The following is a 14222-nucleotide window of genomic DNA, read 5'->3' on the forward strand; positions in this document are numbered from 1 at the left end:
TTGTCCGCATCGGCGCCAACTAGAACCATTAGATACATTAGTCGGCGAATTGGCAACTGGACGGTAGGTGCCCTAGGCAGTGCAGGTTTCGTGTTGTGCCTGGTCGCGACGGTATTCACGGCTGGACCTCCCGTCGTGGTCGGCGGGCGCGGAACAGGGTCACGTCACCGACTTCGGCGATCTGGAAGTGGCGGAAGGACTCACGCAACGCCCGCTCAAGTCCGGCTCGGTCGTCGGCGTCGTTGTTGAACGCGCCGATGCGGCGGTAGGCGAAGGAGAGTGCGCGCCCGAATCGGGTTCGGGGCCGGCGGTTGAGGATCGTGGATCCGAACAGCACACCGTCATCGGCGAGGATACGACCGAGGTGGGTGAACGCGATGCCCTTGTCGTCAAGCCCGCCCGGTGCGCAGTGCAGGACGAAGTTCATCCCGATCGAGTCGTACTGTGTTCCGGCAGATGCGGGGACGGGCTCGAGTACGCTGCCGATCACTGTGTCCACGGTGGTGTCGCGGTCGGCGAGGCGGCGACTGGTGAACTCCATCGGGGTGGGATTGAGGTCCATCAGAGTGATTTGCTCGCTGGCTGCGGTGGTGTTGGCCAGGTACCAGCCCGATCCAGGTCCGACTTCGAGGTGACGGCGGCCGAGGTGTTCGTCGTAGAGGCTGAGCATCGTTTCGGCGGCGCAGCGCCAGGCGAAACTGTTGGACAGCCGGATGACCCAGAGGTCGTAGATCGCCAGGAAGGGGCTGGTGTAGGGCGCCACGGCGTAGCGCGCGGCGCGGTCTGTGTCCATCGCGAGTTCCTGGATCATCGTCTGGGCGTGGGCCGTAGGCGGAACCCGGCCGGCTTGAGGGTGATCTGTTCGGCGACATCGAGTTGGTAGTCGGGTTCGGGGGCGAGATCGAACGCGAGCAGGATCCGCGCGAGCGAGAGGACGATTTCGTGCTGGGCGAACTGGCGTCCGATGCACGCGCGGGTGCCGGTGCCGAAGGGCTTGTAGACGCGGTTCTGGGGGAGTGCGCGCAGCTGCTCGGGCAGCCAGCGGTCGGGGTCGAATCCCTCAGCAGTCGGGCCCCAGGTGGCCTTGTCGCGCTGGGCCTGCAGCGTGAGCACGAAGACCCAGTCGCCGCGGTCGAATCGGTAGCCGTCGCCGATGGTGATGCCGTCGTGGCGGGCTTCGCGGAAGTACCCAGGCGCGATGGGCCACAGGCGCAGTGTCTCGTCGACGACGCGGCGCAGGTAGCGCAGTTTGGCGACGTCGTCGAACGCGATGTCGGGGCTGTCGCCGCTGCCGAATCGCTCGTCGACTTCTGCGCGGGCCTTCTCGAGAAGGTGCGGGCGGCGGGTCAGCTCGTAGAGGGCGAAAGCCAGGACGCCGGCGGAGGTTTCGTGTCCGGCGACCATGAAGGTGAGGATCTGGTTGCGCACGTTGACCAGGTCGAGCTGTTCGCCGGTGTCCGGGTCGGGCACGGTGAGCATGCGGTCGAGAAGGTCGCCATGCTGGCCGAGGGTGCCGCTGGCTCGCCGGGCGGCGATCACCTCATCGACGACCTTGTGCATGTAGGCAATGTCGCGTTTGTGCTGGGCGGCGGCGCTGCGCCCCAGCGTCTTCTGAAGCAGCGGTGGCAAGTTGGCGTTGCGGTTGATGTAGGTCATCCCGCGCAGCATGGCCTCGACGAACGGGTCGGAGCTGCTGCTGGCAAAGGAGTCGAAGGTGTAGTCGAACCCGGCTCGGGAGATGATTTCCAAGGTCAGCTTGTTCATGTCCTCGGCGACGTCGACGCCGCGGTCAGCGTGCTGCGTCCAGTGGTCGACCAGCTCGTCGACAACCTGCGACATCGTGGCGTGGTAGCCGCGCATCGCGTCCTTGGTGAAGGCTGGGGCCAGGATGTTGTGGGCCTTAGCCCAGTTCGGCTCGTGGTTGTAGGCGGTGAAGAGACCGTCTCGCGCCACCGGCCTGATCTTTTTGAACACGACCCCGACGTGTTTGGTCCAGTTGGTCTCGTCGTTGACCTCGGCGATCAAGTCCGCGCCGGTCACCACAATCATCGGCCAGTTGACGATCAGCCGCTCGAAGATGGGCCCGAGCTGTTGTGCGTCGCGCATCGAGGTCTGGGTCGGCTTGATCGGGTTCATCGTGAGAAGGTCGCCGAGCAGCGGGAGCCGCCACCGTGGGTGGGGCAGAGGTGGCGGGGTAGAGGCCGGGGTCGTACGAACTGCCATGGGTGCTGACTCCTTATCGGCGCGAGTACGTCAGGGTCGGGGCCGTGGTATCGCGCGGAGTGCGCGACCACGCTTTGGCCAGGGCCACAAGCTGATTGAGTTCGGCGGCCAGATCACGGGAACCAGGCTGGACGGCGCGGCTGGCGGCGGTGTCGGCGGCGGGTGGTTGGCCGGCGGACTTGGCGGCGATCGCGGCGGCGATGGCACGGGCATACGTCGCGGGGTCCTGAGCGACGGTGTCGTCGACGCCGTATCGCTTGAGGAACATCAAGCTGTCGCGGATCTCGACGATCAGCCGGTGCAGCCGGGTCGCTGGTTCGACCCGCCCGGCGGGAAGCGGCAAGACGATCTCGGGGACCGCGGCGGTGAGGTCTTGCCAGAGGGGGTGCAGCTGGCGGCACGCTCGGCCGGTGCGGTCCCAGCCAGAGCGCGTCAACACCGTGGCCATCAGTGGGACCGCGACGACCGAGGTCGCCCACACCGTCGCGATGAAGAACGTCCAGGCCTTGGTGATCATCTCCGGATCGGAAGAAGGCTGCCCAGCATGTACTTCGAGCGCGGTGATCACCGGAGTGGCCAGCGCGTCGAGTCCGATGAGTGCAGCGATACCGAGCACGCCGAGGCACAAGATCCGCTCGCGCCAGGTCGTCGTCTCGTCCGCGCCACGTAGTTCGCGGATGCTGATGCGTCCGACAAGGAATGCGATCGCGCCGATCGGCAGGTAGAAGGCTACCCACGCCACGACCGCAGGCCAGCCGAGGGTCTGGTCGATGAGTTCGTCGGCGCGGCGCGCGGGCGTTCCGGCGATCAGGATCACCGTGGTCGAGGCCAACGCGACCAGGTCGTAGCGCCGTTGGCGCTGCCTGGTCATGGTGGGATCGGCGCCAGCCCACAGCTGCGCGAGTCCGTAGATGGCGGCGACGCAGAGCAGAATGCCGCCGAAGGAGAGTTGGCGGGCGACGTTGACGACGTCGGAGTCGGGGAACGGCAGGATGTCGACCAGCATCTGCTCGACGAGCCGTTCCCTCAGCAGCAGGCCGACGAGGGCGGCTGTCAGGGCGCGGTCGATGAGGCGGTCGCCCTCGCTGTCGCTGAGCAGCCACCAACGTCCGAGAAGGACGACCGTCACCAGCGCGAGCGCGGGCCAGGCCAGGAGGCCAGGGATCGGGGAGGTCATCGGTGCCGGGCCCGGAAGAAAGTGGATCGGAATGGGCTGGGCCGCCGGCGGGGCAGCGTGGCCTCCACGAGCAGCATGTCGGCGAAGGTCTCGGCGTCGCGCTCGCGCTCGGTGCTGTAGTCGCGCCGACGCAGCACACTCATGATCGCCTCGGCGGACAGTGACGGCATCAGCGCGCGCAGCGGCAAGTCGCTGGTGTCGGGGGTCTCCTCGGCGCCGTCGTGGCCGTGGCCAAGCAGCATGTGGCCGAGCTCGTGAGCGATGATGTGGTCGGCGTGCCAGGCGGTGTCGGCTCCGTACATAATGACGTCGTCGTGCTGGCGGGCAATCCACACGCCGCTGCCGGTGCCGCACCCGGTTCCCGACAGCGACCCGGGTTCGATGGGGCACAACGTGATCGGTCTGCCGCGATACTCCGCCACCCGCTCGACGTAGGCGACGGTGTCCCAGGGATAGGGGATCGGGACGACCCGGATCAACTCCTGGAACTGCTCGTTCAGCTCGGTCACTGCTAGCCCCCTTCTCGTGGTCAGTGGATCGGCGCGTCCGGTCGATCCTCAGGTTCGTCGCCGCTGCTCGGCGGTTCGCCGTCGGCGAGCCGTTGCAGTTGCGCGATCAGCTCTTCGACGCTGATCTCGGTGCCTCGTAACTCGAGACGCCGGACTCCGGCATCTCGAGCTGCCGCGAGCAACCGAAGTTCCCGGTCGATCGTGACCACGGCCCCGTCGTCACCGAGCAGGTACGTGGCAGGGACCTGGAAGTGTTCGGCGAGCGCAACAAGCAACTGTGGATCAGCCTCGTTGGCGTCGGCGCTCGATCGCAGCGCGGTGATCTGCTCGGAATCGACAGCGCGGCCGAGCCGTGCGCTCACAGCCTGAGCGACGTGTTCGTCGGACTGCTGGGGTTCACCGCGACCATGGAAGGTAGCAAAGAGCTGAGTCACCCGCGCATCGAGCGCTGGGCGTGTTTCATCGATCATCTTCACCACCTCGCTGCTGGTACCTCTGTTCGAACCTGCGGTAGAGATCTTCATCGAGATCCGCAGCCGAACGACCCCCCACCAGCCAACGCCGGTACAGACGCTCTTCCGCGTTCGGATCGTCGGCGGAAACAGGTCCGGACAGCGCCTCGGCGAAGATCCCCTCGATGCCCGGGTGCACGTGTCCTTCGGTGCGATTGCGCTCCAGCATATCGGTCGCCCATCTTCCGAACAGGAAGCTGACTTCCTGATCGAGTCGCGCCGCGACCGCTCGTACCTGCTCCGATGAAATCGGGTCGTCCGACAGCACAACTTCATTGAGGTCGCGCTGAATGTCGAGCAGCGTGTGCAAACGCTCGAGCGGTACCTCGACGGTGGGCTCGGCGAAGCGGATCGGTCGCGCCGAGCCGCGTGGGGTAGCGAGCGGCTCGGGCAGTTCGGCGTCCCAGTACAAGCGGGCAGCTGATCCCTCGACCCAGTCGAGGCCGCGGTCGAACTTGTCGAAGGTCGTCTTCTTGGGGTTGAGCAGTTGCCCCTTCTCCGCGCGCACCGTTGTTGGGACCGTGGGCCCGCCACGGTCGAACAACTCGGCCATCGACAGGTTGAGGCTGTTGCGCCTCGCCTGGCCCACTTGGCCGAAGAACTCGGGATGTCCAGAGGTCCCCATGGCTGGAAAGTGTAGCGATACTTTCCTGAAAACACAGCAACCCTGACCGCAAACCTCCTCATCGTTGCCGATTCTTTTCTCATTTTTAAGTCGTATATTCTTGCTCGCAACCGATCAGCGAACTAGGCTCCTCGAAGAGCGGACGATCGACGCAGGTAGCAGACCAGTCGAATGTTCGGTGAAACGGCGGTGGAACGCGGGGTCCGGACGGTTCCGAGGGCGAGCCAGAGGGCTGATGCTGTGAGCGGCACACGCGATCGAACGCCGACGGGATCGACGTCGACACAGCACAAGGAGGGGGTCCAACATGAACGCAACATCGACCACTCCGGCCACGGGGGCCCGGAAGGGCGAGTCAGGCAGGCTCGCCGGGATTGCGCGCACGACCTCGTTCGTAGGCGGCTTGGACCTCAGGGACGGCGATCTCGAGCGCTGCCGCCAGCCGCTCGGCCGTCGCCACCGGCAAGCTGACGACCTGACCCGCCTCGAGTCGCGCGACATGGGAGATGCTGAGTTCGGCACGCCGGGCCACCTCGGGCAGCAGCAAGCCGCGCCGCACTCGCCAGTCGCCGAGTCGCATCTCATCGTCAGGAATGTCGACGACATCCTCTATCGAGACACCGAGTGCCCGACAGACCTGCGCGAGCTTGTCGACCTGCGGCGACTTGGTGCCGTTCTCCCAGTGCTGCAGTGTGGCGCCGCCGATGTCCGCCAGTCTCGCGACCTCGGCGCGGGTCCGCAGAGCGGGGTTCGGATTCTCTTCGCGCGCGCGACGAAGCCGCGCAGGGTCAAAGCCCCGCGTGACCCTCCTGGTCATCGCATCCGTCCGCGCTGGTCCATCGGTAGACACTGTGCCGCACCCCCTGGCTAAGTTGATCAAGGTATGTGATTATCGGATGGGAATAACGTATCATTGCAGAGTGAGGGGATGTACCTGGTTCGACTCGACACGTGACGACTCGTCACACCCCGCAGTGATCTGACAATTGAAGGGGCCTCCCCCCTGCTGCAAACAGGGAGGAGGCCAGATCGCTCCGGACCGCGGCTGCAACCGCGCCCGGCGCATTGCAGAAACTAGGAGTCCTGCATGTCAACGGTATCTCTTTGGAGGGTCGCCGTGGCAGCACCTGCTGCCGCCGCTGTCCTATTGACCGCAACCGGAGTGGCCTACGCCGCTCCCGCTCCGTCGGAGCAGCCCGGCGTCACCGGACCGGCCGACCAGCCCGGCGTCACCGGCCCCCAGACCACGCCGCCCCAGCCGGTTCAGCCCGAACCGGTTGCGCCTGTGCAGCCGCCACGTCCGGCCGAGCAGAGCCCGCTGGGCGGGCTGGTCCCCGAGCCGCGCAGCTACAACCCCGAGCAGTACCGCGCGCCCCAGCCTGCCCCGCAGACGCGCCCGGCGCCGCCGGTCGCACCGCAGACCACCCCGCAGTACCCGCGCTCCGGGGGCGGGCAGAGCGCGCCGTCGGCGCCCGTGGCCCCGGCCACGCCTGCTCCCAGCCTCGGCGAGGAGTTGCAGGGTCTGCACGCGCCGACTCCGCTTGCGCCCGAGGAAGTTCCGAAGGTGTTCGTCTCTCCGGCAGCGACCAAGCTGGGCCTGGGTGAGTTCTCCATCGACTCGCCGCTTCCGCAGGATGTGAACTGGAAGGTCAACGGCCACTTGGCCAGCGCCCAGCACGAATCGGATGTGTTCCTGCGCAGCATGGGTGTCAGCCCGGAGCGCTCGGAGCGGATGACGATGTTCGCCGTCCTCGGTGGCGCGAGCGCCGGCGCGGCGGGATTCGCGGTCGGTTGCATTCCCGTCGGCCTCGTCGGCGGCGCGGTCGGCGCCGTCGGTGGCGGCCTGGCCGGTGCTGCGATCGGTGCGGCCACCGTGCCCGGCGCCGGGGCGTTGCCGGGTGCGGCGATCGGCGCCGGTGTCGGCGCGGCGGGCGGCGCGGCTGCTGGCTGCCTGGCTGGTGGAGCGGCCGTGGGCATCCCCGCCGCCGCCGCGGGTGCAGTCGTTGGTGCGGCCATCGGTTCCGGCACCGGCGATCAGGATCTCGGCCCGGCACCCCAGCCGCCGACCGTCCACGATCAGGTCGAAGCCACGATCGACAACACCGTCACCACCGCCGAGCAAGCCACAGAGTGGGTGGAGGCTCAGCCCGGTGGCAACGAGGTTGTGGAAGCGGCCGCCGATTTCGGCGAGCAGGCCGTGGCGACCTGGCAGGCCACCGAGGGCCACGAGCAGATCGACGCCACCGTCACCCAGGCCGCGAGCGACTTCGTGGACGCCGCAGCCACCAACCCGGCCACGGCCGAGGTCACCGAAGCGGTCATCGACGTGGTCAGCGAGCAGAAGCCGTTCGAGCACAACGAGTTCGGTGCCCTCACCGACGCGGTGAACAACGGCCTGGCCGTCGTGCAAGGGGTGATCCGGTGATGGCCGCCACCACCGTGAAGCTGGCTACCGCGCTGTCAGTGGCGGGCCTGCTCGCCGCCGTCACCGCGGTGCCCGCCTTCGCCGATCCCGAGACACCCCCGGCGAGCACCGACTGCGCCGACGTGGTGGTGCTGGCAGTCCCCGGCACCTGGGAGACCAACGCGGGCGCGGACCGCAACACCGTGCCGGGAATGCTCGGCATGATCGCCAACCCGCTGGTGCAGATGGCCACCGGTGCCCCGCCGCCCGCCGATGCCGCGACGCCGACGGCCAACCGTCCGGCGGGGGCCACCAGCGCCAAGCCGAGCGCGGCGCCGAAGGCGAACAAGGGCACCACCGTTCGCGCCGAGCAGATCCCCTACGTCGCGCAGGTCGGCGGCCCGATCGCCGGAATGGTGACCGGAAACCCGTTGACGCTCAAGCAGTCCCGCGAGAATGGGTTGGACGCGCTGGAGGCCAGGGCCAAGGAACTGGCCGAGGCCTGCCCGCTGACGAAGTTCGTGCCCATGGGCTACTCGCAGGGCGCGCTGATCGCGGGCGACTTCCTCTCGGCGGTCGGCAACCGCAAGGGCGTCATCGACCCGTCACGGGTCCTGGCCGGGGCACTGCTGTCGGATCCCCGCCGCTCGGCCAGCGCTGCCGAGACGACCTCGGGCTCGTCGAGCTCGTCGACGCAGTCCTCCTCGCGGGCCTCCACGAGCAAGCTGTCCTCGGTCGCCGAGACCATGGTCGGGCCGAACGTCGAGGGCCAGGGTGTGCTGGGCGAACGTGACGGCGGCATGGGTGTCCTCGCCGAGCGAGTGGTCACCATGTGCGCCGAGAACGACACCGTGTGCTCACTGTCAGGCAAGTCCAAGGTCGTCGCCGCGGTGGTGCCGCTGCTCAACCTCACCCCCGAAGACCTGCCCGACTACCTGATCGGGCGGGGAGTCGAGCTGCTGCGCAACGTCGCATCCGCCGATCCGGCGACGATCCAGAAGGCCGTCTCCTCGACCATCACCCAGCTGACGAAGCTGACGGTCGCGGCATCGGTCAACCCTGCAACGCTGCCGATCGAACTCGCCGAGGTCGTGTTCAACTCCACGATGCTCGACGACATCGCCAAGGTCGTGAACATGCCGGAGTTCGACGCGCTGGTCAGCTTGACCAAGCCCGACGAGCTCATCACCCAGGTCAGCCAGGCCGCGTCCTACCTGCTGCTGGATGCTCACCGCTCCTACGGCAACTACAAGGTCGACGGCAACGGCGACACCGCCACCGAGTGGATCCTCAAGTGGCTCACCTCGAAGATCCAAGCCGGATTGTGACGCACTAATCAATTTCTCGGCCGGGCCAGGTATGGGAGTGCCCGACCCGGCCGAGAAACCGGAAACAAATTCACCCGATTCCATTCGGGACAACACACGGATACCGGGCACGGTTTCCGCACATCCAAAATAGCCAGCCATTTCGACATAGGGCCGAGCTGTATCCAATTCTTTCAATTCTGGGGAGTAGTGACGCGATGAACAAGCCGATGAGATGGGCGGTGCTGGCGCTGCTGGCCGTCCTCTTTCCGGTGCTCATCGTCACCGTTTTCGTTGGAGACGACAAAGACAATCCGAGCTTCGCTCAGGGCCAGTTGGCCACCGGCACCGTGCCACCCGAGTACGAGGCGTGGGTCATCCGCGCCGGAACTCTCTGCGACGAGGTCAGCGCCCCGTTGATCGCCGCGCAGATCGAGCAGGAATCGGGATGGAACCCCGAGGCGGTGTCGCCGGCGGGCGCGCAGGGACTGAGCCAGTTCATGCCCTACACCTGGCCTTCATACGGCCGCGACGCCAACGGCAACGGCGTCATCTCACCGTTCGATCCACCCGACGCGATCATGGCCCAGGCCGTTTTCGACTGCCAGACAGCCGAACAGGCCAAGAAGGACATCGCCAGCGGGCGCATCAGCGGCGATCTGATCGACATCATCCTCAACGCCTACAACTGCGGCTACGGCTGCGTCTTGGCCAACGGCGGACCCTCGATCGTCAACGGCGAGACCGAGGGCTACGCCCCCGGCGTCAAAGCGAAGATGGCTAAGTACACCCAGGTCGGCACCGGTGGCGGCGGGTCCATCGCCAACTGCAGCCAGTTCAAGCCCAACGGCGGATTCGGTGCCAACGTGGCCGCGGCCGCGCTGTGCTGGCTGGGCACGCCCTACGCCTGGGGCGGCGGCACGATGGACGGCCCGTCCCAAGGCGTACGCGACGGCGGCGTCGCCGACAGCTTCGGCGACTACAACAAGACCGGATTCGACTGCTCGGGATTGGTGATCTACGCCGTCGGCCAAGCCAGCGGGCGCAGTCTGTCGCTGCCGCATTACACCGTTCACCAACTCAACGATTCGCGCGGAAAGCCGATTTCCGCCGACCAAATCCAGCCGGGTGATGTCGTTTTCCCGGGCGGCGGAAACCCGCAACACGTCGCCATATATGTCGGCGGCGGAAACATCGTCGAAGCCCCGCAGTCCGGCGATGTAGTGAAGGTCTCGCCACTGACCAATCTCGGCTCCGGCATCGATATCAGGCGGTTCGGATGACCGCACACACATTGCAGCAAAAGGAGACACACATGCGCGATCTGACCGACCCGACCTATTACACCGACGCTGTCAATTACCCCGAACAGCTGATGCGCGCGGATTTCGCGCGGGCCTACCAACTGCGTCTGAGCCTCGGCTCGGCGCCCACCGACGTGCACGCCGGTATCCGTGACCAGATCGCCGAGATCGAGCAGCGCTGGATCCGCCCCGACGGCGCGGTGTTCAGCGACTGGCAGACCTTGGTGGAACTCGTCACGACCGGACTTCCCGCGAACCCGGTCGCCGACTGGGTGCTGCCCATCGATGCACGCAGCCGCGAGCAGGCCAGCGAGCTCGTCGCGCTCGGACGCATCGAAGGAGCTTGGCGATGACGGCCCGGACGCGGCGGAGCCTGACCATGCTGGCGGGGATCTGCGTCGCCGTGGCCCTCGCCAGCTGCGCCGACCGGGGCCGCGACACCGAACCGTCAACGCCCGCCGACGGTGCGTCGTCGACGACGACGACGTTCGTCACCCCGACCGCGACCACCTCGCGGGTGCCCGCAACAGTCCCCTCCACCCCGGTGGCGGCGCCGAGCACTCTGCCGCCGGAGATCGGTGCTGTCGACGACAACGATCCCGCCGCAGTAGCGACGGCGGTCGCGCGGATCTGGTTCAGCTGGGACACCACCCGTGACACCTCGCCCTACGACGCGAAGTTGCGTGCGGTGCCACTGCTGGAACCCGCTGTCGCAGACCAGCTTCGCCAGTACCCGCCGGTCGCGGGTCCGGGCGCGGACTGGCTGGAGCTGACCGCACAATCGGCGCGCCTGACAGTGCCCGCCGACGGTGTACGTCCGGCCGCCGAAGCCGGTGGCCCCACCGACACCGACATCTCGGTGTCGCGACTGTTCGAAGTCACGCAGCGCGTCACCACTGCGACCGGACCGAAGCCGGACCGGCAGTTGATCGTCGCCGTGGTGGTCCACCGCATCGACGGCGCGTGGCGCGCAGGGCAGGTGGCGACGCGATGAGCACCCACACCGAAACGCTCTCCGCCGCCGCGCAGATCACCGGGACCTGGAAGCTGACCCGCCGCTGCGGCGTGCTGGTCGCCGCCGCCGGGGCGCAGCTGGCGGCCGGGTTCCTCCTGTTCGCCCTGCTGGCCGAATTGCCCACCGCGCGGGCCGGATTCGGGACGGTGTGGTTCTGGGCCACGGTGCAGCTGCTGGCCTTCAGCGCCGCAGCCGGTGCGGCACTGGCCGCAGCCACCCTGCACGCCACCGGCGAGCCCGTCGGCGCCGAGCGCGCCCGGCACGTGAGCGCACGGATCGAACAGTTCGGGTCATTGGCCGTGGCGGTCGCGATCGCCGCCCTGGGCGCATTCGGAGGTTGGCTGTGAGCACGCAAACACGACGCCCGATCGTCGGCGGCATCGCTGGCGGAGTAGGCACCACCACCGTTGCCCACCTCGTCGACGGCGTCGACGTCGGCGTCGTCGACGCCGAGGGCACACGCCAGGTCGATGTCCTGGTCACCCGCGCTACCGCGGTGGCTGTGAACTGGGCGATCTCGACCGCCAAGGCGATGCGGACCCGGCCGATCCTCGTCGTGGTGGCCAACAGCACCGGGCACTGGCCCGCCGTCGTCGAGCGTCGACTGAAGATGGCCGCGACGAACCTGTCCACCCCGGTCGTTCGGCTGGGCTGGTGCAGCCCCCTCGCCGCGAGCGACAACCCCTGGGAACTGCTGGCCGAGGCCGCCTTCCACCCCGACCGCAAGGCGCACCGCTGGGCCAACGATGCCCTCGAGTGCCACATCGCGGTCGTCAAGGCCGTGCAAGAGCGGCACAGCACCGAAAGCTCGTCGGTCCCCGCCCCTTTCGGCGGTGAGGTCGCCGCCTACCCCGATCCGGCGCCGCTCGCGGCCGTCGACCTCAGCCATCGCCCCGTCAAGCGGGTCTCCTGACCCGCACCAACGAAAGGAATCCACGATGTACCTGCTCACCACCACCACCGACTACCTCGCCACCGCCAGCGACTACCTCGCCCAGGCGGCCGTTCCCGACCCGCCCGCCAAGGAACTGCCGGGCAAGCTCGGCACGTTCATGAACGACCTCATCGGCTGGGGGAAGATGATCTGCCTCGGCCTGTCGGTGCTGGGCATTCTGGCGATCGGCAGCATGCTCGCGGTGGGCCTTCGCGGTCGCTCCGACACCGCCAAGAACGCCCTCGGCCACCTGCCCTACGTCATTCTGGGCACCGTGCTGACCGGCGGCTCCGCCGGTCTGATCCAGGCCTTCCAATGAAGATCCGCCTGCTCGTCGGCTCGGGTATGGCCGCGCTCGCGCTCACCGTGCTCGGCGGGCCCGCGACGGCCCAACCTCCGACGACACCCGCCGCGCCGAGTGGACAGCTCTCGCCGCAGAGCCCCGGCGGTGGGGGCAGCGGCGAACAGATTCCGGTGCGCGACCCGAAGACCGGTGGGGTGCGGTGGGACCAGTTCGGTGGTGACCCCGCCGGAGCAGCAACCGACCTGGACTCCTTCATCGACCAGATCCTCGGCTGGCTCCAGACTTTCGCCGCCTACGCCGGCGTCCTCGGGGTCGTGATCTGCGCCGCGTTGACCGTCATCGGCATCCGCGGTCGATCCGACGCAGCCAAGAAGGCCATGACCTCGCTGCCCTACGTGCTCGGCGGCACGGTGCTCGCGGGCAGCACCGCCACCATCCTGACCGCCATTCTGTGAAAGGCCGACTCCAATGTCACTGACCACCAACGAATTCCGTGAAAACAACCGACGCTGGATCGGCTTTGCCGCCGCAGCAGCGGTACTGGTCACCGGCGCCCTCGTGGTGCAGCTTTTCGTGAGCGACAACGCCGACACCAGCGGCGGGCAAGCTGCCAGTGCCACATCCTCGGTCATGTCGGGCTCGGGCACACCGTCGCCGACGACTTCGGCGAAAGGTTCGCTCGTCGCGCCCGTGCCGGTCTCGCGCACCGCGACCGATCCGGACTGGCTCACCGCTGCGCCCCAGGGCATCTCGTGGCAGCGCGTCGACGGCGTCCCGTTGCCGTTCACCGCCTCCGACGGGCCCACGGCTATCGACGGCGCGGTCGCCAGCCGCTACGCCCACACCCCGCAGGGCGCGACCATCGCGGCGCTGCAGATCAGCATGCGGATGCTGTACTCGCCCGACTACGCCCGCGTGGTCGCCGCGCAGACCGCGCTGCCCGAGGCCGAACGAGCCAAGATCCTCACCGCCCGCGCCGCGAACCCCCGCCTGGACTCGGCTGCGGTACAGGCCGCCACTGTCCAGCCTGCCGCGTTCAAGATCGGCGCCTACAGCGACACCGCGGCCACCGTCTACTACGCCTACCCCCGCCCCGGCGGCTCCTTCCGCGTCGCCCGAATGGCCGTGACCTGGGTCGACGGGGACTGGCGCTACACCAACGCCTTCGGCGCCGACGCCCATCCCGACACCGCCGACCTGACCGGTTTCACCAAGCTCTGACAAGGGGAGACACGCTGATGTTCACGACCAACGAATTCGACGATCGTCCTCGCCGGACGCCGCGGTGGGTGCTGCCGGTCGTGGTGGTCGTGGTGGTCCTCGTCGTCGCCGCGATCGCCTGGCGCATCGTCGAGCGATCCGACGCGGGTACCACGACATCGACGCCGACGGCCATCGACGGGCCCGACCCGGTCGCCGCGCCGAAGGGCTTGGAGTGGCGGCAGGTCAACGGAGTACGGCTGCCCTTCGGCGCCGACGGGCCCGCCCGGACCGATGGCCCGCGCGCGGTCGGCTTCGCCCACACCCCCCAGGGCGCGGTCCTGGCGGCCTGGCAGATCTCGACCCGGCTGATGACCGACGCCCGCTACGAGCAGATCCTCAACACCCAGGTGCGCACTGATCTCGCTGGCCAGCAGCAGATCCGCAACGCGGTCACTCAGGTCCGCAACTTCGACGCCACCCAGTTCTCGATGGCTTTCGCGGCTCCGGTCGGGTTCCGGGTCGAGTACTACTCGCCCAGCTTCGCGCGCATCTACTTCGCCGTCCCCTCCGCCAAGAACGGCGGCTACGACTTCGAGCGCCGCGCGGTGCTGTGGGACCACGGCGACTGGCAGTTCCAGGCCGACTCCGGTCTGCCGCCGCTGCCCAACGCCACCACCATCACCGGCTACACGACCTTCTGAAAGG

The 14222-nt window shown here is 67.9% G+C and carries 18 protein-coding genes; 11 read left to right on the top strand and 7 right to left on the bottom strand.

All coding sequences use genetic code 11. The annotated features are described in order from the left end of the window. Positions 1 to 115: 115 nt before the first annotated feature. From IEX78_RS22975 to IEX78_RS23005, 7 genes are all read right to left on the bottom strand, one after another. Positions 116 to 811: a class I SAM-dependent methyltransferase gene (locus IEX78_RS22975; protein ID WP_188831158.1), complete on the bottom strand. Its 696-nt coding sequence runs from the start codon at positions 809 to 811 to the stop codon at positions 116 to 118. Beyond that, the gene (locus IEX78_RS22980) at positions 808 to 2223 is read right to left on the bottom strand and encodes a cytochrome P450 (protein WP_188831159.1); all 1416 of its coding nucleotides are present in this window, start codon (positions 2221 to 2223) and stop codon (positions 808 to 810) included. Before IEX78_RS22980 ends, IEX78_RS22975 begins: the two co-directional genes overlap by 4 nt. Before the next feature lie 13 nt (positions 2224 to 2236). Beyond that, the gene (locus tag IEX78_RS22985) at positions 2237 to 3400 is read right to left on the bottom strand and encodes an MAB_1171c family putative transporter (protein WP_188831160.1); all 1164 of its coding nucleotides are present in this window, start codon (positions 3398 to 3400) and stop codon (positions 2237 to 2239) included. Continuing rightward, positions 3397 to 3909: a M48 family metalloprotease gene (locus tag IEX78_RS22990; protein ID WP_188831161.1), complete on the bottom strand. Its 513-nt coding sequence runs from the start codon at positions 3907 to 3909 to the stop codon at positions 3397 to 3399. Before IEX78_RS22990 ends, IEX78_RS22985 begins: the two co-directional genes overlap by 4 nt. Before the next feature lie 20 nt (positions 3910 to 3929). Beyond that, a complete protein-coding gene (locus IEX78_RS22995; protein ID WP_188831162.1) occupies positions 3930 to 4379 on the bottom strand; it encodes a hypothetical protein in 450 nt (149 codons plus the stop codon). Further along, a complete protein-coding gene (locus IEX78_RS23000; protein WP_229684269.1) occupies positions 4369 to 4974 on the bottom strand; it encodes a hypothetical protein in 606 nt (201 codons plus the stop codon). The genes IEX78_RS22995 and IEX78_RS23000 overlap by 11 nt, the downstream gene beginning before the upstream one ends. 427 nt (positions 4975 to 5401) lie before the next feature. Next, positions 5402 to 5863, bottom strand: coding sequence for a helix-turn-helix domain-containing protein (locus IEX78_RS23005; protein WP_188831164.1), 462 nt, complete (start codon positions 5861 to 5863; stop codon positions 5402 to 5404). A 300-nt stretch (positions 5864 to 6163) separates the two neighbouring features. On the opposite strand from IEX78_RS23005, the gene IEX78_RS23010 reads away from it, so the two are divergent. The 11 genes from IEX78_RS23010 to IEX78_RS23060 all read left to right on the top strand — a co-directional run bounded on the left by IEX78_RS23010 (position 6164) and on the right by IEX78_RS23060 (position 14218). Then, positions 6164 to 7471, top strand: a complete 1308-nt coding sequence (locus IEX78_RS23010; protein WP_188831165.1) for a hypothetical protein — start codon at positions 6164 to 6166, stop codon at positions 7469 to 7471. Further along, positions 7471 to 8778, top strand: coding sequence for a cutinase family protein (locus tag IEX78_RS23015; RefSeq protein WP_229684270.1), 1308 nt, complete (start codon positions 7471 to 7473; stop codon positions 8776 to 8778). The genes IEX78_RS23010 and IEX78_RS23015 overlap by 1 nt, the downstream gene beginning before the upstream one ends. Positions 8779 to 8975: 197 nt before the next feature. Continuing rightward, entirely contained in the window at positions 8976 to 10040 is a 1065-nt protein-coding gene (locus IEX78_RS24670) for a C40 family peptidase (protein ID WP_188831167.1), read from the top strand. A 32-nt stretch (positions 10041 to 10072) separates the two neighbouring features. After that, a complete protein-coding gene (locus IEX78_RS23025) occupies positions 10073 to 10414 on the top strand; it encodes a hypothetical protein (protein ID WP_188831168.1) in 342 nt (113 codons plus the stop codon). Then, entirely contained in the window at positions 10411 to 11055 is a 645-nt protein-coding gene (locus IEX78_RS23030) for a hypothetical protein (RefSeq protein ID WP_188831169.1), read from the top strand. Before IEX78_RS23025 ends, IEX78_RS23030 begins: the two co-directional genes overlap by 4 nt. Further along, complete coding sequence (locus IEX78_RS23035; protein WP_188831170.1) at positions 11052 to 11423, top strand: hypothetical protein; 372 nt, start codon at positions 11052 to 11054, stop codon at positions 11421 to 11423. Before IEX78_RS23030 ends, IEX78_RS23035 begins: the two co-directional genes overlap by 4 nt. Continuing rightward, positions 11420 to 11989, top strand: coding sequence for a hypothetical protein (locus IEX78_RS23040; RefSeq protein ID WP_188831171.1), 570 nt, complete (start codon positions 11420 to 11422; stop codon positions 11987 to 11989). The genes IEX78_RS23035 and IEX78_RS23040 overlap by 4 nt, the downstream gene beginning before the upstream one ends. Positions 11990 to 12014: 25 nt before the next feature. Next, on the top strand, positions 12015 to 12329 hold the full coding sequence (locus IEX78_RS23045; protein ID WP_188831172.1) for a hypothetical protein: 315 nt from the start codon (positions 12015 to 12017) through the stop codon (positions 12327 to 12329). Then, the gene (locus IEX78_RS23050) at positions 12326 to 12769 is read left to right on the top strand and encodes a hypothetical protein (protein WP_188831173.1); all 444 of its coding nucleotides are present in this window, start codon (positions 12326 to 12328) and stop codon (positions 12767 to 12769) included. The genes IEX78_RS23045 and IEX78_RS23050 overlap by 4 nt, the downstream gene beginning before the upstream one ends. 13 nt (positions 12770 to 12782) lie before the next feature. Then, positions 12783 to 13535, top strand: coding sequence for a DUF8175 domain-containg protein (locus IEX78_RS23055; protein WP_188831174.1), 753 nt, complete (start codon positions 12783 to 12785; stop codon positions 13533 to 13535). A 17-nt stretch (positions 13536 to 13552) separates the two neighbouring features. Continuing rightward, positions 13553 to 14218, top strand: a complete 666-nt coding sequence (locus tag IEX78_RS23060; RefSeq protein WP_188831175.1) for a DUF8175 domain-containg protein — start codon at positions 13553 to 13555, stop codon at positions 14216 to 14218. The last annotated feature ends 4 nt before the right edge of the window (positions 14219 to 14222 follow it).

Source organism: Nocardia camponoti (assembly GCF_014646135.1).
Taxonomy (GTDB): Bacteria; Actinomycetota; Actinomycetes; order Mycobacteriales; family Mycobacteriaceae; genus Nocardia; species Nocardia camponoti.

Bases quoted from the DNA above. Each gene is read 5' to 3' on its own strand.
- IEX78_RS22975 (WP_188831158.1), bottom strand. From the start codon at position 811: ATGATCCAGGAACTCGCGATGGACACAGACCGCGCCGCGCGCTACGCC.
- IEX78_RS22980 (WP_188831159.1), bottom strand. From the start codon at position 2,223: ATGGCAGTTCGTACGACCCCGGCCTCTACCCCGCCACCTCTGCCCCAC.
- IEX78_RS22985 (WP_188831160.1), bottom strand. From the start codon at position 3,400: ATGACCTCCCCGATCCCTGGCCTCCTGGCCTGGCCCGCGCTCGCGCTG.
- IEX78_RS22995 (WP_188831162.1), bottom strand. From the start codon at position 4,379: ATGATCGATGAAACACGCCCAGCGCTCGATGCGCGGGTGACTCAGCTC.
- IEX78_RS23000 (WP_229684269.1), bottom strand. From the start codon at position 4,974: ATGGCCGAGTTGTTCGACCGTGGCGGGCCCACGGTCCCAACAACGGTG.
- IEX78_RS23005 (WP_188831164.1), bottom strand. From the start codon at position 5,863: ATGACCAGGAGGGTCACGCGGGGCTTTGACCCTGCGCGGCTTCGTCGC.
- IEX78_RS23015 (WP_229684270.1), top strand. From the start codon at position 7,471: ATGGCCGCCACCACCGTGAAGCTGGCTACCGCGCTGTCAGTGGCGGGC.
- IEX78_RS24670 (WP_188831167.1), top strand. From the start codon at position 8,976: ATGAACAAGCCGATGAGATGGGCGGTGCTGGCGCTGCTGGCCGTCCTC.
- IEX78_RS23025 (WP_188831168.1), top strand. From the start codon at position 10,073: ATGCGCGATCTGACCGACCCGACCTATTACACCGACGCTGTCAATTAC.
- IEX78_RS23030 (WP_188831169.1), top strand. From the start codon at position 10,411: ATGACGGCCCGGACGCGGCGGAGCCTGACCATGCTGGCGGGGATCTGC.
- IEX78_RS23035 (WP_188831170.1), top strand. From the start codon at position 11,052: ATGAGCACCCACACCGAAACGCTCTCCGCCGCCGCGCAGATCACCGGG.
- IEX78_RS23045 (WP_188831172.1), top strand. From the start codon at position 12,015: ATGTACCTGCTCACCACCACCACCGACTACCTCGCCACCGCCAGCGAC.
- IEX78_RS23050 (WP_188831173.1), top strand. From the start codon at position 12,326: ATGAAGATCCGCCTGCTCGTCGGCTCGGGTATGGCCGCGCTCGCGCTC.
- IEX78_RS23055 (WP_188831174.1), top strand. From the start codon at position 12,783: ATGTCACTGACCACCAACGAATTCCGTGAAAACAACCGACGCTGGATC.
- IEX78_RS23060 (WP_188831175.1), top strand. From the start codon at position 13,553: ATGTTCACGACCAACGAATTCGACGATCGTCCTCGCCGGACGCCGCGG.